Here is a 22,176-nt window from a genome sequence, read left to right as displayed (position 1 = left end):
CCGGGCAAATTGGCAACCCTGCAGACGGGTATAGCAGGATTGTGAAGGCGATTTTGCCACCGAGAAACTTGTTTAGGGTCTGTCCTGAGCCTAATCTTAGAAAAATAGCAACTTATTGAGAATATATCCTGTAAGCAGGCAGGATGTATCTTCGACGACGCGGTTAATCCGAATGCGAAGTGGGCAGAATTTTTATGGCGCGTGAACGCGACGGGGCCAACAATCATCAGAAAGATGTGACACAGGTCCGCAATACAGACGCAAACTATCTGGCGGAACTGGTTGAACTGGGTATCGCCCTGTCGGCACAGCAGGGGCGCGAAGAGCTTAACCAGAAAATCCTGATGGCCGCGCGTAACTTCACCAACGCCGATGGTGGATCGCTTTATGTCGTCAATCAGGACGAAAGCGAACTTCATTTCCGGATCATGGTCAATGATACGCTTGAGACGTTCTTTGTTTCGGGCCGCGAAACCGAGAAACCATTCCCGCCCTTGCCGCTTTATGACGACGAAGGCCGCCCGAACTACGCCAATATCGCGACCTATGTCGCGCTGACCGGCAAGGCGATCAATATTGATGACGCCTATAGTGCCGAGGGATTTGATTTTACCGGCACCCGGGCATTTGATGCCAAAACAGGGTATCGGTCGAAATCCTTCCTGACCGTGCCGCTTAAAAACACCAGCGGCGTTGTGATCGGCGTTTTGCAGCTGATCAATGCGCGTGACGATGCGGGCAATGTGATTTCCTTTGATCCGGCGATTGAACCGATCATCAATGCGCTGGCCAGTCAGGCGGCGGTTGCCATTGAAAACAGCCGGTTGCTGGTGGCACAGCGCGACCTGATGGAAAGCTTCGTCCGCGTGCTGGGTCAGGCGATTGACGCCAAATCACCGCACACCGCAGGCCACTGTTCGCGTGTGCCGATCATAGCGCGCATGCTGGCGCAGGCGGCTGTGGATGACCGGGATGGCACCTTTTCCAATTTCTATCTGACAGACATGGAATGGTACGAGCTTGACCTGTCGGCCTGGCTTCATGATTGCGGCAAGATCGTCACCCCTGATCATGTGATGGAAAAGGCCACCAAGCTTGAAACCATCCATAACCGTATTCACGAAGTCCGCACGCGCTTTGAAGTACTGCGTCGTGACGCCGAGATCGAGATGCTTAAACGCAAGCTGGATGGCGAGGACGCACTTAAGTGCGAGGCCGATTTTGCCCGCCGGGTGACCGAACTTGAAACCCAGTTTGCCATGGTGGCGGATGCCAATATTGGCGATACCGAACTTGATACCGACACCATCTTTGCCCTGCATGACATCGCAGAGCAGGAATGGACGCGATATTTTGATCGCACCATCGGCTTGTCCTGGTCGGAACAACAGCGCCTTGATGATGCGAAACTCGCCGAACTGCGCGCAACCGGCACTGAAAAGCTTCTGATGGATCGCGAAACCGACATCTATAACGGTTTTAACCGGGGCGAGCTTTATAACCTCTCGATCCCGCACGGCACCCTGACATCCGAAGAACGCCAGGTGATCAACGATCATGTTGTCATTACCCAGGATATGCTGGCCCAATTGCCATATCCCAAGGAACTGCAACGCATTCCCGATATTGCCGGAAATCATCACGAAAAGATGGACGGGTCCGGGTATCCGCGTGGTCTGACGGGCGATGATATGGGGATCCTCGAAAAGGTCATGGTGATTGCCGATGTCTTTGAGGCGCTGACAGCTGTAGATCGCCCGTATAAACGGCCGAAGACATTATCTGAATGTATCTCGATCCTGGCCGACATGCGCGACAAGGGGCAGATCGATAGCGACCTTTTCGAGCTTTTCCTGACAAGCGGCACTTATCAGGAATACGGACGCAAGTATTTGCGCGAAGATCAGCGCGACGAAGTCGATATCGCACAGTTCATCATCTCCAATCCTGACTAGACAGCTTTCTGCACACGGATCAAAAAAAGACCGCCACAAGGGCGGTCTTAAAAGTTCGGGTGCAGTTTCTTGGGAGGCTCTTGTTGAACTAGATGCTGTCATGGAAGTGACATGCGACTTCCTGACTGTCTGAAACGCGTTCCAGTACCGGTGGCTCCTGTGCGCATTTATTCTTGGCAAATGGGCAGCGGGTCCGGAACACGCATCCTGATGGTGGTGACAGCGGGCTTGGCAAATCACCGGTCAGAACAATGCGTTCCTTATTGCGTTCGATCTCGGGATCGGGGATTGGAACGGCAGAAATCAGGGCCTTGGTATAGGGGTGTCGTGGTGCGGCATAGATGCTGTCACGGTCTGCAAGTTCGGCGACATTACCCAGATAGAGAACCATGATGCGGTGACAGATGTGGCGGACAATCGACAGGTCATGGCTGATGAAAATCAGTGACAAGTCAAATTCACGCTGCAATTCCTGCAACAGATTGACGATCTGGGCCTGAATGGAAACATCAAGCGCTGAGACCGGCTCGTCACAGACAATCAGTTTGGGTTCCAGGATCATTGCACGCGCAATGCCGATGCGCTGGCACTGGCCACCGGAAAACTCATGCGGATACCGGTTGATCATTTGCGGCAACAGGCCAACGCGCGCCATCATGCGTTTGACCCGTGCCTTGATTTCTTCCTTGCCGAGTTCCGGCTTATGGGTGACCAGCGGTTCGGCAATGATTTCGCCAATCGTCATGCGCGGGTTCAGGCTGGCCAACGGATCCTGAAAAATGATCTGCAGGTCCCGACGCAATGGCTGCATGTCACGATGTGGGGCACCGACAATGTTCTTGCCGAGCCAGGCAACCTGGCCATCGGTTGGTGGGATCAATTGCAGGATCGCACGGCCAAGCGTGGATTTGCCACAGCCGGACTCCCCGACAATACCAAGTGTCTCGCCGGGATAAAGATCGAAATTGACGCCATCCACGGCCTTGAGCTGCCGGTCAGGCGCAAACAGGCCCTTGGATGGGATCGGGAAATGAACCTTGAGATCGCGGACCGACAGGATCGGTGAAGCGTCTTTTTTTGCGGAATTGTTCATCACGCTCATTTGTCATCCTCCCGGAAACAGGCGCTGGCCCGGCCATTGCCAAATTCCCTCAAAAGCGGGCGTTCCGCACAGCAGCGATCAAACACATATTCGCAACGTTCCTGATAGGCGCAGCCTTTTGGAAGGTTCTGCAAGTTGGGCGGCTGGCCGGGAATGGCAAACAGGCTTTCTTCATCGGCGCGATCAATCCGTGGCATCGATTTCAAAAGGCCTTCGGTATAGGGATGATGACTGTCGTAATAGATGTCGCGGACCGATCCGGTTTCGACAACACGCCCGCCATACATCACCATCACCCGGTCACAAAGACCCGCCACCACGCCCAGATCATGGGTGATCATCACGGTGGCTGTGTTGAAGTCTGTTTGCAGATCGCGCAACAGATCAAGGATCTGTGCCTGTACCGTTACATCAAGGGCGGTGGTTGGTTCATCGGCAATCAGAACTTCCGGGTCACATAACAGCGCCATGGCGATCATGACGCGTTGGCGCATGCCGCCGGAAAACTCATGCGGATACATGTGAACGCGCTGGGCCGCGCCGGGAATTCCGACACGATCAAGCATGGTGATTGCGCGCGCCAAGGCATCGCTTTCCGACATGCCACGATGTTCGACCAGAACTTCCGTCATCTGCCGGGAGATTTTCAGAAACGGGTTCAGTGATGTCATCGGATCCTGAAAGATCATCGACATCGACACACCGCGAATTTTGTTCAATTCGCGGGTCTGCAGATTGAGGATTTCCTTGTCCTTGTATCGGACCGAACCGGTGGATGCGCCGTTTTTGGCAAGCAATCCCATCAGCGACAGGAAAATCTGTGTCTTGCCGGATCCGGACTCCCCGACAACACCAAGCGTCTCGCCCGGATCAATGTGGAAATTGACGTTATTGACGGCCTCGACCTCGCCATCCGGGGTCTGAAAGCGCGTGGTCAGGTTTTCGACAGTCAGAATATGATTTGTGGTCATGGTTTTTCCTTGTCCTCCCTTACCTGTCTTTCGGATCAAGCGCATCGCGCAGACCGTCACCGATGAAGTTAAAACAGAACAGGGTGAGTGCCAGGAACACAGCCGGATAGATCAGCATCCATGTTGATGCCTCGATCACCTTGGCCCCTTCGGAAATCAGAACGCCCCAACTTGTCAGCGGCTCTTGTACGCCCAGTCCAAGGAAGGACAGGAAGCTCTCGGTCAGGATGACTTGCGGAATGGTCAGCGTCATATAGACAATGACCGGGCCCAGCACGTTGGGAATGATGTGGCGGAAAATGATCTTGAAGTTCGAAACACCGGTTGCGTGGGCCGCTTCGATAAATTCGCGCCGACGTAACGACAATGTCTGACCGCGGACAATACGGGCCATGGTCAACCATTCAACCGCGCCAAGGGCGACAAAGATCAGGAAGATGTTTCGGCCAAACACCACCATCAACATGATGACAAAGAACATGAAGGGCAGGGAATAAAGCACATCGACAAACCGCATCATGATGCTGTCGATCTTGCCGCCGAAATATCCGGCAACTGCGCCGTACGTAACGCCGATGATCAGCGAAACCGTGGTAGCCAGAAGCCCGACCGCAAGTGATACACGCGCGCCATAAAGCACCCGGATAAACAGATCGCGGCCATTGCCATCGGTGCCAAAGATATGGCCGTTTTCCCAGTTCGGACCTTCCTGGATATAGCCCCAGTCGATCTGGTCATAGGCATAGGGGCTCAGAAGCGGGGCAAAGATCGCGAGTAACGTAATAATGCCCAGAATGATCATTGAGGCGACAGCCGCCTTGTTGCGGAACAACCGGATACGGGCATCGCGCCACAGGCTGCGACCTTCGATTTCTTCGGCCGCGCCGGCTGATTGCAGCAGAGCTGTTTTTTCAGATTTATTCATTATCAGCGTGACTTCAGTTTGGGATCAAGAAGGCCGTAAATCATGTCGACCAGGAAATTCAGCAGAATGATCATCACCGCATAGACAATCACCACCCCCATCACGAGCGGGTAGTCGCGGTTCAGCGCTGCCTTGATGAAATAGGTGCCGATACCGGGCACGCCAAAGATGCTTTCGATCACGACCGAGCCGGTCATGACGGCCGCCGTTGCCGGACCAAGATAGGAAACAACCGGTAACAGCGCGCCCTTGATGGCGTGGCGATTGACGACAAGCGTCTCGCGAAGGCCCTTGGCACGTGCGGTTCGGATGTAATTCGAATGCAGAACCTCGACCATCGATCCGCGGGTCAGACGTGCGATATAGGCAATCTGGGGCAGGGCAAGTGCGATGATCGGAAGGATTTTGTATTCAAGTTCCCCATCCCCCCAGCCAGCGGTCGGCAGGATCGACAGATAAAGCCCAAATACCAGCGATAATAACGGCGCCATGACAAAGTTCGGAATGGCGATGCCGATCATCGCGACACCCATGACAACGAAATCAACCGCGCTGTTTTGTCGAATGGCGGCATAGGTGCCAAACGCGACGCCAAACACAAGCGCAATGGCAATCGCACTCAAGCCCAGCTGCATCGAGGCAGGGGCACCTGCCATGATCAGTTCGGCAACCGAAAAGTCGCGGATTTTAATTGATGGTCCGAAATCGCCTCGGAAAAGCTTGCCGATATAGATCGCGTATTGTTCGACCAGCGGCTTATCAAGGTCATAGGCAGCCTTGATGTTCTTTTCGATTTCCGGCGGCAATGCGCGTTCCTGATCGAACGGGCCGCCCGGTGCGATACGCATCATGAAGAAGGCGACTGTGATCACGATGAACAATGTCGGGATCGCGATCAGCAGGCGCCGAATGGCGTAAGATAACATTTTCTCTCATCCCCGTCGGGGTGGTCACAGGCTGCGGGCGGGAGGAACACCACACAGCCTGCGACACGAAGGCAGGATTTACTCGGCGATGTCGAGCCAGCGGGTCAGGTGACGATCCGGGGCATTATCGATCCAGCCCTTGATCTTTGGTGAGACCAGCTGTTTCGAGACATAGTAGTAAATCGGGATGTAGGGCTGTGCCTCCATCATGATGGCTTCCGCGCTATGCATCAGTTCTGCACGCTTTTTCAGGTCGCCTTCATTCTCGGCAGCCAGCATCAATTCGTTGTAGCGCGGGTTATCAAATGCTGCATAGTTCAGCGGGCCGGTGCGTTCCTCGCCGAGGAACAGGAAGTTCTGCGCGTCGTTGTAATCGGCAATCCAGCCAGCACGGGCGACTTCAAAGTCACCGACTTTCAGGTCGGCATAGTGGATTTTACCTTCGGTGTTAAACAGCTCTGCATCGACGCCGATCTGTTTCCACATGTTCTGTACCGCAATCGCGATGCGTTTGTGGTTTTCAGATGTGTTGTAACGCAGCGTGAATTTAAGCGGGTTTTCGGCGGTATAACCGACTGCTTCCATCAGTTTCTTGGCTTCGGCGACCTTGTCACCATACGAAAGGTCTTTCCAGGAAACATATGCAGGCTCGGTATAGTTACCGGTTCCCGGCGGAACAAAGGAATAAGCCGGAAGTTCGCCGGTTTTCAGAACCGCGTCGGTGATTGCTTCGCGGTTGATCGCAAGCGACAGTGCCTTGCGGACGTTCGGATCCTGGAATTTCTCTTTGTCGGTGCGGATCGCGTAATAATAAATGCCAGCATAGGGCGCGATGCGCAGGCTGTCGGCCAAATTGTCACGCAGCCAGGAAATCTGTTCGGATGCGATGTCGCGCGCAACGTCCAGCTCTTCGGCACGGAAACGGTTCTGCATCGCCGTGCGGTCTTCGTAGGTGTAATAGATCACCTCGTCGATCGGAACGTTTGCGGCGTCATAGAATTCTTCGTTCTTGACCAGTTTGGTGTGAACGTTTGGCACCCATTCGACAAGTTTGTAAGCGCCGTTCACAACGATATTTTCCGGCTTTACCCAATCCTTGCCGTATTTTTCAACGACATGACGCGGAATGGCGAAAGCGGTCTGGTGGGTCAGCTGTGCCAGGAAATAGGGGGCAGGTGCGGTCAGTTTGACTTCGAGGGTATGGTCATCAATGGCCTTGGCTGCGAGTTTCGCGCCATCCTTGCCAGTGTTAACTTCCTCAGCACCTTCGATGATGTAAAGCAGGGATGCGTATTCCGCACCCAGTGCCGGATCAAGAAGACGTTCCCAGCCGGCGATAAAGTCCTGTGCCGTCACCGGGGTGCCATCCGACCAGTTATGGTCGCGGATTTTGAAGGTGTAAGTCATTCCGTCTTCAGAGACGGTCCAGCTTTCGGCTGCACCGGGAACCGGTTGGCCATCCGGGCCATATGTCAGAAGGCCCAGCGACATATCATCGGAGATACGGCTGGTCTGAACGGTAGAGATGAAATGCGGATCCATTGACTGCGGTTCGCCGTCGTTACCAATTCGCAGGATCTTTTCGGCCTGCGCCTGGCTGGTCGACAACATCGTCATCGATCCGGCAATCAAGGCGGTACCCAAGACAAAAGCACGTGAGGATTTTAGCAACCCGTTCACGAGACCTTTTGCAGTCATCGCGTTGTCTGACATCTAAAATGTCTCCCTTGTCATTTTGATTTTTCGTTACGTACCTCCCAGAAAGTACGTACGTGAAAATACTGATCCGGGTATGCGCTTACTGCAAGGTAGATTCTACACAACGGGGCAGATAGATTAATGCTTGCGCGGGAAAACGTTTTCAATCGTTAATTGTTGTGCATATGGGGATTTATGTCGAATTTATTACGGCGTTTGGCGTTCTTAACACCGATCGTCCGAAAACCGCCAGGATGATATGGTTTCAGTGGATGATCGCGCAAAAGTGGTGGTCTGTGCTGACACCGTTCCCATTCGACCGTCTCGCACATCACAAGATGCGACCGAATCGCAAGAAACCCGGCCCATATGGCGGTCACAGGACGGATTTTAAAACAGCAGATATTTGAAAGGGAACTCTTTTGCAGACCCGGTGGCGATCTGATTGCAATTTTACGAACGCGTGGAACCTATCAAGAATATGGGTGAAAATAAGTGCGTGAAGAACAGTGCGATCAAGGCGATATTGCATAAATCGGGTTGTTTTGATCGCAGTGCCTGCATCCATCTTGCTGAGGCCCTTCAAGTAAGTCTTGGTTGCAGCGTGCCTGATAGTCGCGTATTTCCGTAGAGTTCGTTGCGGCCCTTGCGTTCTGCTCGGCCAAGCATATCCCACCAACAGAAACCGCCACTGAAGGCGCAGGAATGATTGAAACATTCGACATTCTTTTTCTGATCGTTTCGGTTCTTGGCGTATCGCAGGCGATTTTCCTGATTGTCCTGTTGATGGACGAAGGCAAGCGTTCTTTTCGCGCCAATCGCTGGCTCATGGTGTTCGGATTTTCGGTCGGTATGAGTTTTATCGACGATACGTTCGACCCGTTCATCAGTCCGATAGTGAACCTGTATCTTGTGCCGGTTTTTGCGCCATTCTTTTTTGCCTTTATACCGTCGATATATTTGTATTTTCGGGAAGTTTCCGGCAATCCGGTTTCCCGGCCCTACCGGCATTTTCTGGTATTAATCCCGGTGACTGCAGCGATCGGGCTTATGGTTTACCTAAAAAGTACGCGGATGGTCGCCAATCAGGATCATGTGCGTGATGTCGGGTTGCAGATTGCGTTTTCATCGCAAGGGCTTGCCAATTTGGTTCTCCTGGCGATTGTCATCCTGTTTTGCGTGTCGTTTGTCGGTTACATGGCTGGGATATGGCGGCTCGCGCGGCGTTATTTGCGACAAGCCAATTGGCAACTCCAAGCCGACAGTGAACGAATGCGTCGCTGGATTATCGAACTTCTTGTCGGGATGACGGTGTTGTTTACCGTCTTCACCTTGACCAATTTGCTGGATCTGTTTGTCTTTCACGCGGAATGGCTGTCGCTTGGTGTCAAGGTGGGGTTTGTGGTTGTGTTCTTCCGCATGTGTCAGGTTATTGCGCAGAACCCGGCGATCTTTGTGCAAGCGGAAACCGAAGACGGTGCCCAGGACAATCTGCCTGAACGTCAGGAAACCGGCCAAGGGCCGGACACCCAGCAGCCCCCGTTGTTGCGTGCAATTGTTGATGACCCCGGCATCGACCGTATTCGCACCCGCCTTGCAAGGATCGTTGCAGACCGCAATGTGATGCTTGATCCATTGCTCACCATGCCGAAACTGGCTTCTGCTGTCGGGGCGACGCCCAACCAGCTTTCCTTTGTCTTGAACCAGCATCTGGGCAAAAGCTTCTTTGATTTCGTTAATGAAGTCCGGGTTGACGAGGCTTCTCGCCTGCTGATCGAGGAACCAAATCGCACGATCCTAGATATCGCAACCGAGGTCGGCTTCAATTCGAAATCGACCTTCAATCAGGCGTTCAAGAAAATCACCGGTCATACACCAAGTAACTATCGTCAGAACAATTTCGCAAAATCAAATAGTTAAGGCGTATGAATGCGCATTCGTACCTGTTTGGCACGGATTGTAAGTACAAGGCTATAAAACCGGACGCCTTCTTTGGCACGCTCGGGCAATGTCGCGACATCAACAACACAATTGGGATGTTTAGACATTATGGTATCGCATTTTTGTTCTCGTCGTTTGGGGGATGCAATGGTGCTGGGCGGACTTGGCATCTGTACGGCAGCCATCATCATCATGCTTGCCAGCAGCGCACACGCCCAGACTGCAACGCCTGGACAAAGGGAAATCATCCGCGAACAGGTAAATCCGCAGACCGAAGACCCACTTAAACCCTGGCTTGGCGGCGATTGGCAGATCGGTGCCTTCGGCCAGATCAGCAGCAATCCCTATCGCGGGGCCGATAGTACAGATTTAGACGCGCTTCCGGTATTGGCCTACGATGCCGAACGTCTTCGTATCGGTATTGACGGCATTGATGCCAAAGTCTGGATGAATGACTTTGCCAGCGTTTCGATCATTGGTGGCCTTCGGATGGAGCCATTTGATCCGGGTGACTCAAGCTATCTGAACGGGCTTGAAAAACGCGATATGGCATACGAAGCCGGTATCGGCGGATCGCTGCGTGTTTGGCACGGCGAGCTTCAGGCAAGCTATCAGACTGATCTCAACAATGCTCATGGCGGGCATGAGGTGGATGTTGCTTATTACCTGCCAACCGAATACGAAAAGTTCAGCTTCAATGTCGGCGGTGGTGTGACCTGGCAAAGCGAAGACCTGGTTGATTACAACGTCGGCGTACGTCGCAATGAAGTGCGCAGTGATCGTGGCTTCTATTCCCCCGACGCCACCTTTATCCCGCATCTTGATTTCAGTGTGACCTATCCGGTGACCGAAAGTTTTGCCGTCGTCGGGACCACTGACGTTAAATTCCTGCTCGACGAATATACTGACAGTCCGATCATTGATGAGGACTATGTGCTCAGTGCTGGTCTGGTGCTGGTCTACACCTTCTGACCCTGAACCGTCTCCCTGTCATCATCTTACCTCGAACTTGTCGGCAAGCAATCAGGCTTTGCCGACGAGACGGACCGGCATCCCCCACTATTGCAACCAACTGCCGGTCCGTTACCTCTTTGCGCGACTTTGTTCCTGATCGATGACGGGTATCGGGATAGCAGCCAGTTTCACCCTGATACCTTCAGTTGCAGCAAATCCCATTTGTTGCCATAGAGGTCCTCAAACACGGCGACCATGCCATAGGGCTCATCGCGGGGAGCTTCAAGAAAACGAACCCCTGCATCAACCATGCATTTGTGATCGCGCTCAAAGTCATCTGTGTTCAGGAAAAAGCCAACCCGACCGCCGGTTTGATTGCCAATCGCGCTGACTTGGTCGTCATTGCCTGCCTTCGCCAGCAAAACACGTGTTTCACTAGCTCCCTTCGGGGAGACCACCACCCACCGTTTCCCGCAGCCCATGTCGGTATCTTCAATCAACTCAAAGCCGACTTTTTCGGTGTAAAATGCGATGGCTTCGTCATAGTCGCGCACGACAAGGGCGAACAAACCGATATGGGGCATGGCTATTTCGTGGTGGGAAATGGATCAGGGATGGCAGCTATATCAGGCCAAGCGTCTTAAAGGAATTATATCCGGCACGGCTGATGATGATGTGATCATGCACGGTGATGTCCATTGCTTTGGCGGCATCAACAATCTTGCGGGTCATGTCGATGTCACCCTTTGACGGGGTGGCATCGCCGCTTGGATGGTTGTGCACCAGAATAAGGGCGGAGGCATGCAGTTCAAGCGCGCGCTTGATGACTTCGCGCGGATAAACCGGCGTGTGATCGACCGTGCCGTGTTGATGGCATTCATCGGCGATCAGCCGGTTCTTGCGATCAAGAAACAGCAGATGCAGTTCCTCGTTCTTAAGATGCCCGATCCGGGCCCGGCAATAATCAATAAGCTGTTCCCAACTGGCGATCACCGGCAATTCCATCGCCCGTTCGCGTGATAGGTGGAGCGCGCAGGCTTCGGCAATCTTGATGGCGGCAATCCCCGCATCCCCAAGGCCTTTGGCGGTTTTGAGGTCTTCGGGACGGGCGGCCAGAACATTGGCAAAGCTGCCAAATTGCGCGATCAGCGATTTTGCCAGTGGTTTGACGTCGCCCCGCGGCATTGCCATGCACAGCATCAGTTCAAGCAACTCGTAATCGGCAAGGGCGGTCGCACCACCCTTGATAAACCGATCCCGCAGCCGTTGGCGATGCCCGTGATAATGGGGTTTTGCGGATTTGGATTTTTCGACGTCCACTGCGTCGGTGCCGGATACGCCATGCGTGCCCGATGCATGCGCTGTGCGGGCCTGATCGAAAAAGACCCGCGTGCCATCATCAATTTCTGATGAGGTTTGTTGGGCAGGAGTGGAAGCAGCTTTGCGATCCTGTTTTTCGCTCAAATCTGCTTCCCCTTTTTAGGTGCCCGTTACTCGGCAGCTTTGCTGAGATCGTAGGGCGGCTTTTCCAGACCGGCGGGGGATCGGGTAAATACTTCAAACCCGTCTTCCGTCACGCCGAGCGAATGTTCAAACTGTGCAGACAGTTTGCGGTCTCGCGTCACGGCTGTCCAGCCATCGGGCAAAATTTTACACGCATAGGTTCCCTGATTGATCATCGGCTCAATCGTAAAGATCATGCCGGGCTCAAGCACCAGTCCTTCGCCCGGTTTGCCGTAATGCAGGATATTGGGCGCATCATGGAACACCTGACCAAGCCCGTGGCCGCAGAAATCACGCACCACCGAAAAACGCTCGCTTTCGGCATAGGACTGAATGGCATGGCCGATATCGCCAAGGGTTGCGCCCGGCTTGACGGCATTGATGCCGCGCCAAAGCGCTTCATAGGTCACATCTACCAGACGCTGCGCCATGACCTTTGGTGTGCCTGCGATATACATGCGCGACGTATCGCCATACCAGCCATCAAGGATGACGGTGACATCGATATTCATGATGTCGCCGTTGGCGAGTTTCTTGTCGCCCGGAATACCATGGCAGACCACATGGTTGATTGAGGTACAGGTGGATTTCGGAAAGCCGCGATAGCCAAGGCAGGCCGAGATCGCATTATGATCGCGGATATATTCATCACACAGGCGATCAAGCTCACCGGTGGTGACACCCGGAACCACATGCGGGGTAATCATATCAAGCACTTCTGCTGCCAGCTTTCCAGCGGCGCGCATGCCTTCAAATGCTTCGGGGCCGTGAATTTTAACTGTTCCGTTCGCCACCCGAAAATCTCCTTAAACTCGGCTAGGTATGTGTCTGTTTTATAGCCCAATGACATAAAGCCAGACGCCATAATTGGCAAGGATTGGCTGATATGCGCGGGCTTTGATGCTTACAACCCGGTGATCGGAAGCGCGTTTCGCACTGTGACTGCGCTGGTATCAATTGAACAATCATAGGCAATGGCTTCAACCCCGTTGGCCCGCGCAGCCTTGAAGCGTTCGCCGTAATGCGGATCGATGTCGGTCGCCAGTGTGAAACGATCACAATCGGTGCGCTGGATCAGGTAAAACATCACCGCCCGGTGGCCCTCGGCAACCATATCGGCCATTTCATCCAGATGCTTTGCCCCGCGTGCGGTGACGGCATCGGGGAATTCTGCAAGGCCCGGAACGTCTTCGTCGCGTTTTAGGTGAACGTTTTTGACCTCGACATAACAAAGGCCGCGGTCGGGATCAGACAGCAAAATGTCGATCCGCGAATTCTTGCCGTATTTGACTTCACGCTTCAGGCTTTCATAGCCCGTCAGTTCGGGAATTTTCCCGGCAAGGATTGCTTCTTCGACAATGGCGTTGGGGTGCGCTGTATTGATGCCGACCCATGCATCACCGATCTGGCAAAGCTCCCAACTGTATTTCAGTTTGCGTTTCGGATTGTCTGATTGCGACAGCCAGACATCAATCCCCGGCTCCTTCAGCCCGATCATCCCGCCGGGATTGGCGCAATGGGCCGTGATCACTTCACCACTCTCGAGCTCAACATCGGCGAGAAACCGTTTGTACCGTTTGATCAGTTTGCCGTGGATCAGGGGTTGGGGAAGTTGCATGTCGACCTTTCGGGAATTCTATCCTGACATAAACTGTCATGTGATGGGCGTTATCAGACTGCCAATTTCGCGGCAAACAGGTCATACATCAACCCCTTGCAGTCACAACCCTTTCACGGAGCCATCATGCGTCAAAGTCTGCGCGACAAAATCATTGCTGTTTGCGACAAGAAAATCGCGCAAAAGGGGCCGGATGTCGGCCTGTCATTCTATGCGTTCTTTGCCAATCGCAATGATGACCCGGACACATTGTTGGAGGCCGCAACATGGTGGATCAAAACCCACGAGCTTGACCACTTTGAAAAGGCGACCAAGATCCGCGACATGGTCTTAGCCGGGAAGTGATCCCAGCTTGAGCCAGCTTTATTGCTTTTTCGCGTCATCACCGAGGAAATCAACCAGGCTGACCTGACCCGTTCCACGGCGTAGCGGTTTGGGCTGGCTTTCATCCGGGGCCCAGGCGGTCAGATAGATCACCTGAAACTTGGCATGGATGCGGCCATCAGGTCGTCCATGGCGTTCGTGATAAATTGCTGCTGCCCGGGCAAGGGTGCTGCGTTTAGTGAATTTCTTGGATCGTTTGGCAATCAGGTTGCTTTCGCCCATCCCCGAAAGATCCCGCATCAGTTTCAGTGCGTCCGGGTAGTCGATATAGATGTCATCGGCATCGACCACGGGCAGGGCAAAGCCACTGCGCTGCAAAAGTGCCCCGGCATCCTTGACGTCGACAAACGGTGATACACGCGGGGATACGCCGCCTTCTTCCTCGGCCTCCGCCGTCATCAGAGCTTCGCGCAAGTCCTTGAGCGTCTCACCCCCAAGCAAGCAGGCCAGAAACAACCCGTCGGGTTTCAGGGCGCGGCGTGCCTGAAGCAACATACCGGGCAGGTCATTGACCCAATGGAGTGACAGATTGGACAGGATCAGATCAAGCGATCCTTCGGCAAAGGGCAGGAATTCCTCATCCGCCACCAGAGTGCCTTTGCCGTTATTGGCCTGTGCGGCCTTGGCATAGCCCCGCGAAATATCGCTTTGATACAGCGTTTCGATGCCGCCGCGTGTGCCGATGATCAGGCCCAATTCACCACTATGGCAGCCAAGATCGACCGCCAGCGGAAATGTACGCGTGGTGTCATCAAGACGATCGGCAAGGCGTTCGGCTGTTTCGGCAAACAGGAAATTATAATCCTGTGCCTTGGTCGCCGCACGGTCGCGGCGGAGTTTCAGGATGTCTCGATCAAAGACGGTGATCGGATCGGCCATGGGGCGGGAAGCTCCGGCTAAAATCGTTGTAAAAGTTACGATCTAGATAGAGCTTTGATCCCGCCCTTGCAATCGAAGAACCAGAAATCCATTCAGCCTATATCGACAGAACCAGTGGCGTTGGTTCGCCGTCTTCCGGTTCGGCAGGGACAGCGCAACAGATCAACGCTTCGTCTGCGCCGACTTTTGCGCTGGGCCGGTTTTTATAGGTCACGCTGCCCTGTGTGATTTTGGTGCGACATGTGCCGCAATTCCCGCCCCGGCAGCTTGCCTCAGGCGTGAGACCAGCATCCTCGGCCAGTTCGAGCAACGTCTTGTTTGCATCCGGTTGCCAGACGGCAGACCGGTTTGATTGGGCAAACTCGACCTTGGTGGGCTTGCTGCTTGCACGGGGCAATTCGGGAACGTCGTCATCGCTGTCCCGACTGCGGGTTAATGACGCGGGGCCAAATGCCTCTGCGTGAATGCGCTTGTCGGCGATGTTAAGCCCGCGCAGCCCGTCATAAAGGCCTTGCATGAACGGGGGCGGGCCGCACAGGTAAAAGTCAAAATCATCAAACGGCAAAACGGCCCGCAACAGGTTCATGTCGATATAACCCGATGCTTCGTAATCCTTGCGCGGTGTCGCGCCATCGGGATCACCAAGAACCCGGATGATACGGATGTTGCCCTGGGCGGCTTTGACCAGTTCGACAATTTCCGCATCAAAGGCACGGTCAGCAAGGCTCCGTGCTACATAAAACAGCCAGATCTGGCGGAAATTGCGTGTGCGTAATCCCTCGTAAACCGCATGGCGCATCATCGACATCATCGGCGTGATGCCAATCCCACCTGCCATTAAAACCATCGGCCGTTTGATATCCGGCAGCAGGGAAAAATCACCAGCAGGGGCGCGTGCCTCAAGCGTATCGCCAACATTCAAGTTGTCATGAAGATGGCCGGATACCATGCCTTCGCGTTTGACACTGATCCGATAGTGCGCATCCGACGGTGCGCTGGAAAGTGTATAGGTTCGGATCAACGGTTTGTCATGGCCCGCCACGTTCACCCGGATTGGCAAATGCTGACCGGGGTTAAACGATACCAAGCCACCCTGATCAGCCGGTTCGAGGTGGAAGGATTTGATCAGATGGTTCTCTTCTGTCATCCGCACCACTTTGAACGAGCGCCATTTTTGCGCGGCGCTCATCGCGGCAAGCTTCTTCTCGGCACTTTCCCAATCCCCGGTCAGAAGGCTGTTGGGGGACATGCCCTCTTCCTGCGGGCGCCAGCGGATTGGCAATGCCGATGCCCGCCAGACTGATTTGCGCGGGAAAACACGCCACAGCCGTTCGGCACCCTTGAAAGCACTGATTTCCGGGCCTTCGGTGATGACTTCTGCATCACCGGTAATTTGCAAGACATCACCGGTCGCAAAATCGGTAAAGACAAGACCTGCCTTGGGATTGCACAGGATATTGCCCAGCGTATTGAAAAACTGGTTTCCGGCGAAATCAGGAATAGTCAGGGTGCCATCGGTATCCACATGAACAAAGCCCGGTTTGCCACCACGATGGGATGCATCAACTTCGCGATGCCCGCCGTCACGATCAACATAGGTCGCAACGAAAAAGGTATCGGCCTGTGCAATCAGGTTTCGCGCCCGTTCATCAAGTTCGCCGGATATTTCGGGTTTGGATGTCGGTGCAGACATCGGGTCGCGGACAAATTCGAAATCGCGCAGACGGATATATTGCGGGCAGTTGCCAAAGCTGTGCCCGACCCGAATGTCAAATTTCGTACCAGTCTGTGCGGTAATGCGTCCATTCAACCGGTTGCGGCGACGCGTATGCAATTCGATGCCGATCATGCCAATCGGCTTGCCGTCGCCCATCCCGGCATCGGCGGGGTCATCGGCGTCGCGTGGTAAATTGACGGACAGGTGATAGGGATCAGATGCCGACAAGAACCCAGGATGATTGGCGCGTAATGTCGCCCAGACATCATCGTTCTCGTCAACAGTTCCGAACACGGCAAAGGGCAGTTGCGGATAAAACTGGCGATGTTGATCGATCAGGTGATCACGCAGAACACGTTTTCCGACATCCGCCATTTGTTGACGAACACCCACACGTTCCTGCATCTCGATTTCACCTTGGTGCCAGGCCTCACGGTCTTTTGGGGGCATCACTGGTGTGGATGTCGTAGTGTTGGCCGTGTTCATCTCGTGCTCCTGTCCATTGGAAAGACGGTATCGAGGAGTAGCGGGGCAGGCAGGTCAGACGGGGCCGGCGCTTTGAGTTCTTGCGCGTTACGCGCAGGGATCAACGACCGGCCCATATCATCACGAAGCCGCCCGAAGACCGACCGATGACGTTTCAAACGGGACAAAGCCCGGCAGTGCTTCAATACGTTTCAGCCACGCAAGAACATGCGTGTAGGTATCAAGCGCGACATTGCCTTCGGGGGCGTTGGCGATATAGCTGTAAAGGGCGATATCGGCGGCGGTCGGATGATCAAGCGCAATCAAGTCGCGGTTTGACAGGCGATCATCGATCAGTTTCAGCACGCCATGCGCACGGGCAATGACATCGTTTGCATCAAACTTGGCGCCAAACAACGTCAATAGACGTGCTGCACACGGGCCGTAGGCAATTTCACCCGCAGCAACCGAAAGCCAACGCTGAACCTGTGCCAGATCGGCTGCATCTTCGGGGAGCCAATTGGTCGCGCCGACCTTTTTGGCGGCATAGACCATGATTGCGATGGAATCCGCGATGACAAGGTCGCCATCTTCAAGCACGGGAACCTGCCCGAACGGATTCAGTTTAAGGAATTCCGGGGACTTATGTTCGCCATTGACCATGTCGACATGAACCAGTTCGTGATCAATGCCAAGCAGGCTAAGGAAAAGGTGGGCGCGATGGGCGTGTCCCGACAGCGCGAAATAATGCAATTTCATGAAACATCCTCCGAGTTACTGGTTCGCATGGGGCGAAAACGGAGGATATTGTGATTATTTCTATTTAATGATGGAATTCCGTTATTTGGAAATTTAGTATTCCGTTAAGTGGAATAATCACGGGGCGTAAGATGGACCGTTTCGAAGCAATGAATGTGTTTGTGCATGTGGTCGAGGCGCGCAGCTTCGCCGCTGCTGCGCGCGCATTGCGTCAAAGTCCGCCTGCGGTCACCCGCGCGGTCGCGTATCTGGAGGATGTGACAGGCGCACGCCTTCTGACGCGCACAACCCGGTCGGTCACGGTGACAGAGGCCGGTGCACGGTATTATGCAGACTGCAAAAGGTTGCTGGCCGACCTTAAAGAAGTCGAAGCCGCCGCTGGTGGGGCCTATGCCAAACCAAGCGGTATGTTGACCATCACCGCCCCGGTTCAGTTCGGCCAGATGCATGTCGCCCCGATTGTTGGCGCATATCTGGATGAATATCCCGACATGCGCGCGCGCCTTTTGCTGTTTGATCGCATCGTCAATATTGTCGAGGAAGGCATCGACCTTGCGGTGCGTATCGGTGATCTTGCCGACTCATCGCTTAGTGCCGTGCGGGTTGGAGAGGTCAGCCAGATACTTTGCGCTTCACCAGTGTATTTTCGGAAATACGGAACGCCGCAACAGCCGTCTGAGCTTGCCGCGCATCGCATCATTGCCACGACCGGATCGTCCGCGCGGCTTGATTGGCAATTCAGATCCCCGGATGGCGGGCGCAAGATCGGCTTCTCCCCGGATGCCAGATGGCAAACCAATTCGATTGAGGCGGCCCGAAATGCCGCCCTTGAAGGTTGGGGAATTGTGCGCATGCTGTCCTATCAGGCGGCCCCGTATCTTGCGGACGGGCGGTTGGTGGCCGTGCTTGGCGATTATGATCCCGATCCGGTCCCAATTCATCTGGTCCATCCCGAGGGCCGCCATGCCCCGGCAAAGGTTCGGGCCTTTATTGATCTGGCGGCGGACACCTTGCGGAAAAATCCGTTATTTGATTTTGGCTAATTCAATCCTTGCGTGTGCTATGCTGCCCGTTCCTTAAGGTGATCGTGGATAGCATTGCAGATGATCGAATGGGTCCGCACCGTCGCAACCATGGGCGTTAACGCCATCTTACCACCGCGGTGCGGTGGCTGTGGCGATGTGACCGATACCACCCATGCGGTCTGTGCCGCGTGTTGGGCGGGTTTAAGGTTTATCACGGCCCCGCAATGTGCCTGTTGCGGCTATCCGTTCGAACTTGATGATAGCGCTAACATCGGCGGTGATCTTGATGAAAGCGGACAGATTTTGTGTGGCAATTGCCTGCAAAAGAAACCGGCCTTTGATCAGGCACGGGCGGCACTGGTGTACGATGATCAAAGCCGCGAATACCTGTTGCGGTTCAAGCATGCGGATCGCGGTGAACTGACGCCGCTTCTTGCGCGCTGGGTCTATCAGGCGGGCAGGGGAATCTGGGATCAGGCCGATCTGATCGTGCCGGTGCCGTTGCATCGAAGACGGCTTTTGAAACGGCGCTATAACCAGTCGGGTCTTTTGGCCGCTAAGCTTTCGCAGATGACCGGCGTGCCATGGGATGGGCTGGTTCTGGCCCGTCACCGCAACACAAGAAGCCTTGGCGGGCTTGGGCCGTCTTCACGCAAACGCGAAGTTGGCGGGGCATTTGTTGTCGACGAAGCGCGCGCTGAGAAATGCAATCTTGTCGGGGCGCGGGTGGTGTTGGTTGACGATGTTCTGACCACCGGGGCAACGGCCAATGCCTGTGTCCGGGCATTAAAACAATCAGGTGTTATGCACGTATCTGTGATCACGGTTGCACGTGTCGTGCGATGACGCATTACATTAATTCTGATATACAGCGCTCATCTGAACGTAATTCCGCACCGTATCATATGCTGTGATCCCCTGTTCAGCGGGGCTTTGGGCATGATCGGCTGCAAGAAGAAGGATGATTGCAACATGGCAAAAGTTGAAGTCTATGCCACCGAATGGTGCCCATATTGCAAGCGTGCGCGCAAGCTGCTTGAGGAAAAGGGTGCGAAATACCAGCTGATCGATGTGATGATGGAACCGCGTCGCAAAAAGGAAATGATGGACCGTGCCAATGGCCGTCACACCGTGCCGCAGATCTTCATCAATGACGAACATATTGGCGGCTGTGACGAGCTGATGGCGCTGGAAGCTGCCGACAAGCTCGAAGCCAAACTGTCTGCCTGATCGCCATTTGGCTGATTAACGGCAATAGTCATACAAAACCCCGGCCAGTTTGGCCGGGGTTTTTATTTGTCTGATGATTGCGATCTCAGCCAAAGGTGGTTTCCATTTCCTTGCGGAAGGCAATTGCCGGGTCCTTGGCATCAAATTCGACATCATCCCAGGTAAGCGTCTGATCCATCGCCACCGGTCGTTTGATTTTCAAATGGTGCGCAAGCCCGATCGGAAGGGCATTGCGCGACTTTGACGTCAGGGCAGGCATCAGTTTGCCGTAAACCGTATAGCCGCCCTCGCCATCAAGCATTTCACCGGGTTTAAGATCACGCTTGGCGGTGGCAACCGCATCGCCCGACCATGCGCGCGAGGTGCCGGTGGCTTCGCCGCGTAGGGCGGCAGACGCCACCGAAATGCCAAGTTCCAACCCGATCAGGTGATAGGGCTTATACATGGTCGAATATTGTCCGCTTGGATCGGTCAGAAGGCCATATTCATTAAAGCAGCGCGCGACATAGTCGCTGGGGGCCTCAAAGGTCACATAAACGCCCCAGCGCAGATCGCGAAACACCGGACGGGTATCGCGTTCAAGGCTTGAAACCACCTCGACCGTGCCTTTGCGATCCAATATGCCACCACTTTCACGCGGGCAAAGTAGTCGGGGCAAATCGTCAACGCCACAGGCCGGGAACTGCAATCCGCAATCCTGTGGCACAAGATCACAGGCATTGGACACGGCCGCCATTTCGATGGCCGATTTGGTGCCATCCAGGAAGCTGTTGAAAATTTGCGGGTTCATGCCGCCCGCCTGTGCCTGTTCAGGTGTCAGGCCATAGTGATGCCAGACATCATCGGGCGTGACATGATGATAGATCGGAAGATATTTGGTGCCCTTGCCAGCACACGTTACCGGCAGGCCAATCGCGCGAGCCCAATCGACCATTTCCGAAATCAACGCCGGTTGATCGCCATAAGCCATGGAATAAACAAGACCTGCGGCCTCGGCCCGTTTGGCAAGAAGTGGCCCGGCAAGTACATCGGCCTCGACATTGACCATGACGATATGGCGGCCATATTCGATGGCCCTAAGCGCAAAGCGAATACCGGCTGCGGGACTTCCGGTGGCATCAATAATGACTTCAAGCCCGTCTGCGGCGATCAGGGCATCGGCATCCTCGGTGATCCAGGTAGTGCCATCGCGGTAAGCCGATGCGCTGTCCTTTGCCGCGAACTGATCATCTGACCAGCCGACACGGCGCAAGGTGGCCTTGGCGCGGTCGATACTCAGATCCGCAATGCCCAGAACGTGATAGCCCGGATGATGACCGGCCTGACTTAAAAACATCGATCCGAACTTGCCAGCACCGATGATGCCAACCCGGACGGGATTGCCTTCATCGGCCCGTTTACGGAGCTTTGTATCAAGGTTCATTGGCGTTCCTCCCAGACAGGAAACTTGTCGTTCTTATATGGTTCTGCCTTTGGCGACGCGGACGGGTCATTGGCAGATTTTTTGAAGTCGATGGGGATTGGTGGTGCGAAGGGCGACGAAATAGTGAGCTGTTGGTGGCAGCGAGGGGAAGGTCAGCTTGGCTGTTCCATTCGGGAAATCAGGCGATCACGTGCATTGCGCCCATGATCGCGCGCCAGTTTTTCGGCAAGAGGACCATCGCCGACACAGATTGCATCGGCGATGGCCTGATGTTCCGTCCAGATCGGATCACGGGGGTACCCGATCTGCAGGTAGGCATGCATCACTCGTCTGATCTGAAGCCAGACTGCGGCTGATGCTTCGGGCAACAGGGGGTTACCCGACAAACGGTAGATCGTTTGATGGAATGCGACGTCGGCTGCAACAAGGTTTGCGGTGTCGCCGCTGCCCAGAGCGTGGTGTCCCTGTATAATGGCAGCCCGCAAAGCCGATTCCCGATCCGGTGCCTTGGTTTCAGCAGCAAGACGACCTGCAAGCCCGTCAAATGCTTCTCTCAGGTCATAAACGTGACGGACAAGGTCGCTGTCGACAGGCGCAACGCGATATCCGCGCCGTCCCATTGGTTCGACCAGTCCGTCACGACGCAGCAACCCCAGAGCTTGCAACACTGGTTGCCGCGAGACATTGAGTTCCTCGGCAAT

21 protein-coding genes are annotated in these 22,176 nt (G+C 54.5%); 7 read left to right on the top strand and 14 right to left on the bottom strand.

Annotated features, from left to right (window positions below):
• Positions 1–194: 194 nt before the first annotated feature.
• A complete protein-coding gene (locus tag B2T33_RS08270) occupies positions 195–1,955 on the top strand; it encodes an HD family phosphohydrolase (RefSeq protein WP_197145522.1) in 1,761 nt (586 codons plus the stop codon).
• Positions 1,956–2,043: 88 nt separating this feature from the next.
• On the opposite strand, the gene B2T33_RS08265 is transcribed toward B2T33_RS08270, so the two are convergent.
• The 5 genes from B2T33_RS08265 to B2T33_RS08245 form a co-directional block, all read right to left on the bottom strand.
• A complete protein-coding gene (locus B2T33_RS08265; RefSeq protein ID WP_197145521.1) occupies positions 2,044–3,057 on the bottom strand; it encodes an ABC transporter ATP-binding protein in 1,014 nt (337 codons plus the stop codon).
• Entirely contained in the window at positions 3,054–4,028 is a 975-nt protein-coding gene (locus B2T33_RS08260) for an ABC transporter ATP-binding protein (RefSeq protein WP_197145520.1), read from the bottom strand. Before B2T33_RS08260 ends, B2T33_RS08265 begins: the two co-directional genes overlap by 4 nt.
• Positions 4,029–4,047: 19 nt before the next feature.
• On the bottom strand, positions 4,048–4,953 hold the full coding sequence (gene oppC / locus B2T33_RS08255; protein ID WP_197145519.1) for an oligopeptide ABC transporter permease OppC: 906 nt from the start codon (positions 4,951–4,953) through the stop codon (positions 4,048–4,050).
• Positions 4,954–4,955: 2 nt separating this feature from the next.
• On the bottom strand, positions 4,956–5,879 hold the full coding sequence (gene oppB, locus B2T33_RS08250; protein ID WP_197145518.1) for an oligopeptide ABC transporter permease OppB: 924 nt from the start codon (positions 5,877–5,879) through the stop codon (positions 4,956–4,958).
• 78 nt (positions 5,880–5,957) lie between these two features.
• Positions 5,958–7,592, bottom strand: coding sequence for a peptide ABC transporter substrate-binding protein (locus tag B2T33_RS08245; RefSeq protein WP_197145517.1), 1,635 nt, complete (start codon positions 7,590–7,592; stop codon positions 5,958–5,960).
• A gap of 690 nt (positions 7,593–8,282) precedes the next feature.
• On the opposite strand from B2T33_RS08245, the gene B2T33_RS08240 reads away from it, so the two are divergent.
• Both B2T33_RS08240 and B2T33_RS08235 read left to right on the top strand, forming a co-directional pair.
• Positions 8,283–9,497, top strand: a complete 1,215-nt coding sequence (locus B2T33_RS08240) for an AraC family transcriptional regulator (protein ID WP_197145516.1) — start codon at positions 8,283–8,285, stop codon at positions 9,495–9,497.
• Positions 9,498–9,626: 129 nt separating this feature from the next.
• Positions 9,627–10,490 (top strand): MipA/OmpV family protein, encoded by an 864-nt coding sequence (locus tag B2T33_RS08235; protein ID WP_252723959.1) that lies wholly within the window; start codon positions 9,627–9,629, stop codon positions 10,488–10,490.
• 170 nt (positions 10,491–10,660) lie between these two features.
• Here B2T33_RS08235 and B2T33_RS08230 read toward each other — a convergent pair whose 3' ends face one another.
• From B2T33_RS08230 to sfsA, 4 genes are all read right to left on the bottom strand, one after another.
• Entirely contained in the window at positions 10,661–11,056 is a 396-nt protein-coding gene (locus B2T33_RS08230) for a VOC family protein (RefSeq protein WP_197145515.1), read from the bottom strand.
• Between the two features lie 37 nt (positions 11,057–11,093).
• On the bottom strand, positions 11,094–11,936 hold the full coding sequence (radC, locus tag B2T33_RS08225) for a RadC family protein (RefSeq protein WP_197145514.1): 843 nt from the start codon (positions 11,934–11,936) through the stop codon (positions 11,094–11,096).
• A gap of 26 nt (positions 11,937–11,962) precedes the next feature.
• Positions 11,963–12,769, bottom strand: a complete 807-nt coding sequence (gene map / locus B2T33_RS08220; RefSeq protein ID WP_197145513.1) for a type I methionyl aminopeptidase — start codon at positions 12,767–12,769, stop codon at positions 11,963–11,965.
• Between the two features lie 110 nt (positions 12,770–12,879).
• Positions 12,880–13,593, bottom strand: coding sequence for a DNA/RNA nuclease SfsA (sfsA, locus tag B2T33_RS08215; protein ID WP_197145512.1), 714 nt, complete (start codon positions 13,591–13,593; stop codon positions 12,880–12,882).
• A gap of 126 nt (positions 13,594–13,719) precedes the next feature.
• Here sfsA and B2T33_RS08210 point away from each other — a divergent pair, with 126 nt between their 5' ends.
• Positions 13,720–13,938: a DUF6500 family protein gene (locus B2T33_RS08210; protein ID WP_197145511.1), complete on the top strand. Its 219-nt coding sequence runs from the start codon at positions 13,720–13,722 to the stop codon at positions 13,936–13,938.
• 18 nt (positions 13,939–13,956) lie between these two features.
• On the opposite strand, the gene B2T33_RS08205 is transcribed toward B2T33_RS08210, so the two are convergent.
• The 3 genes from B2T33_RS08205 to B2T33_RS08195 form a co-directional block, all read right to left on the bottom strand.
• Entirely contained in the window at positions 13,957–14,856 is a 900-nt protein-coding gene (locus B2T33_RS08205) for a methyltransferase domain-containing protein (RefSeq protein WP_197145510.1), read from the bottom strand.
• A 97-nt stretch (positions 14,857–14,953) separates the two neighbouring features.
• Positions 14,954–17,059, bottom strand: a complete 2,106-nt coding sequence (locus B2T33_RS08200) for a pyridoxamine 5'-phosphate oxidase family protein (protein WP_197145509.1) — start codon at positions 17,057–17,059, stop codon at positions 14,954–14,956.
• Between the two features lie 120 nt (positions 17,060–17,179).
• Complete coding sequence (locus tag B2T33_RS08195) at positions 17,180–17,797, bottom strand: glutathione S-transferase family protein (protein WP_286791669.1); 618 nt, start codon at positions 17,795–17,797, stop codon at positions 17,180–17,182.
• Positions 17,798–17,928: 131 nt separating this feature from the next.
• Between B2T33_RS08195 and B2T33_RS08190 the strand changes: the two genes are divergently transcribed.
• From B2T33_RS08190 to grxC, 3 genes are all read left to right on the top strand, one after another.
• A complete protein-coding gene (locus B2T33_RS08190; RefSeq protein WP_197145507.1) occupies positions 17,929–18,840 on the top strand; it encodes a LysR substrate-binding domain-containing protein in 912 nt (303 codons plus the stop codon).
• A gap of 60 nt (positions 18,841–18,900) precedes the next feature.
• Positions 18,901–19,668 (top strand): ComF family protein, encoded by a 768-nt coding sequence (locus tag B2T33_RS08185; protein WP_286791668.1) that lies wholly within the window; start codon positions 18,901–18,903, stop codon positions 19,666–19,668.
• Positions 19,669–19,794: 126 nt separating this feature from the next.
• On the top strand, positions 19,795–20,052 hold the full coding sequence (gene grxC / locus B2T33_RS08180) for a glutaredoxin 3 (RefSeq protein WP_008891709.1): 258 nt from the start codon (positions 19,795–19,797) through the stop codon (positions 20,050–20,052).
• A gap of 85 nt (positions 20,053–20,137) precedes the next feature.
• Here grxC and B2T33_RS08175 read toward each other — a convergent pair whose 3' ends face one another.
• Together B2T33_RS08175 and B2T33_RS08170 are read right to left on the bottom strand one after the other, a co-directional pair.
• Entirely contained in the window at positions 20,138–21,475 is a 1,338-nt protein-coding gene (locus B2T33_RS08175) for an NAD(P)H-dependent oxidoreductase (protein WP_197145505.1), read from the bottom strand.
• Between the two features lie 152 nt (positions 21,476–21,627).
• A partial coding sequence (locus B2T33_RS08170; protein WP_286791667.1) for a GntR family transcriptional regulator occupies positions 21,628–22,176 on the bottom strand: 549 nt, incomplete at its 5' end.

Source organism: Thalassospira sp. UBA4513, assembly GCF_002388495.1.
Taxonomy (GTDB): Bacteria; Pseudomonadota; Alphaproteobacteria; order Rhodospirillales; family Thalassospiraceae; genus Thalassospira; species Thalassospira tepidiphila.
This window is presented reverse-complemented; position numbering and strand designations above follow the sequence as displayed.